This window comes from Tistlia consotensis USBA 355 (genome assembly GCF_900177295.1).
Taxonomy (GTDB): domain Bacteria; phylum Pseudomonadota; class Alphaproteobacteria; order Kiloniellales; family DSM-21159; genus Tistlia; species Tistlia consotensis.
The window spans coordinates 1-1,234 of the sequence record NZ_FWZX01000082.1 but is presented as its reverse complement, the minus strand read 5'-3'; the positions used below and the strand labels follow the sequence as shown (position 1 = coordinate 1,234).

At 68.5% G+C, this 1,234-nt stretch carries 2 protein-coding genes; both read left to right on the top strand.

What is annotated here, in order from left to right:
• The first annotated feature begins 200 nt into the window (after positions 1-200).
• Positions 201-1,094 carry a Mu-like prophage major head subunit gpT family protein gene (locus B9O00_RS32175; protein WP_085127556.1) on the top strand — a complete coding sequence of 298 codons (894 nt, stop codon included), beginning with the start codon at positions 201-203 and terminating at the stop codon, positions 1,092-1,094.
• A gap of 17 nt (positions 1,095-1,111) precedes the next feature.
• Positions 1,112-1,234 (top strand): HI1506-related protein (locus tag B9O00_RS34325; RefSeq protein ID WP_200808735.1); only part of this gene is annotated, 123 nt, incomplete at its 3' end.

Sequence of the window (1,234 nt, the reverse complement as noted above, 5' to 3'; positions counted from 1 at the left end):
CCTTCCGCTTCGCCAACGCCGCCGCCGATCCGGTCGACCTGGCCGACGTCAACACGGACTGCTTCATCGTCGACGACCAGACGGTGGCGGCGACCGACGGCGCCGGCACCCGCTCGGTCGCCGGCAAGGTCCGCGACGTCGACCAGCTCGGCGTCTGGGTCGAGATCCTCTGACAGAGCGCTTGGGGAGCAAGAGCACCGATGGAAGTCAACGCCGCCAACCTGCGCAGCCTCTTCACCGGGTTCCGCACCGTCTTCAACCAGGCCTTCGATGGCGCGACGCCGACTTGGGACCAGGTCGCGATGCTGGTCCAGAGCACGACGAGCGAGGAGCAGTATCCCTGGCTCGGCGAGCTGCCCGGCATCAAGGAGTGGGTCGGGGACCGGGTCATCGAGAACCTGACCACCCACGACTTCACGATCAAGAACAAGGAGTTCGAGCTGACCGTCGGCATCAAGCGCCCGCGGATCAAGGACGACCGCTACGGCGTCTACAAGCCCGTGGTGGCGGAGATGGGCCGCGCCGCCCGCATGCACCCCGACCAGCTGGTCTGGCCGCTGCTGAACGGCGGCTTCACGAGCAAGTGCTACGACAACCAGTTCTTCTTCGACATCGACCATCCGGTCCTCGACGAGGCCGGCGCGGAGACCAGCGTCTCCAACATGCAGGCCGGTGCCGGTCCCGCCTGGTTCCTGCTGGACACGACGCGGATGATCAAGCCGCTGATCTACCAGGAGCGAGAGCCCTACAAGTTCGTGCCGCTGCAGGACGATACCGACAACAACGTCTTCATGCGCAACGAGTACGTCTACGGCGTCGACGGCCGGTCCAACGCCGGCTACGGCCTGTGGCAGCTCGCCTTCGGCTCCAAGGACACGCTCGACGACACGAACTACGAGGCCGCCCGCGCGGCCATGACCGGCCTGAAGGGCGACTACGGCCGCCCGCTGGGCATCACCCCGAACCTGCTGGTCGTCGGCCCGACCAACGAGGGCGCCGGCCGCCGCGCCGTCGTCAACACCAAGAAGGCGAACGGCTCGGACAACGAGTGGGCGGGCACCGCCAAGCTGCTCGTCGTGCCCTGGCTGGCCTGATCACCGGGGCTCGCCTGATGAACAGCGTCCGCATCACCGCCCGCCCGCCCGGCTTCCGCCGGGCGGGCCTCGCGCACCCGGCCGAGGCCGTCGAGCATCCGGCCGAGCGCTTCACCCCCGAGCAGCTCGCCCAGCTCCTC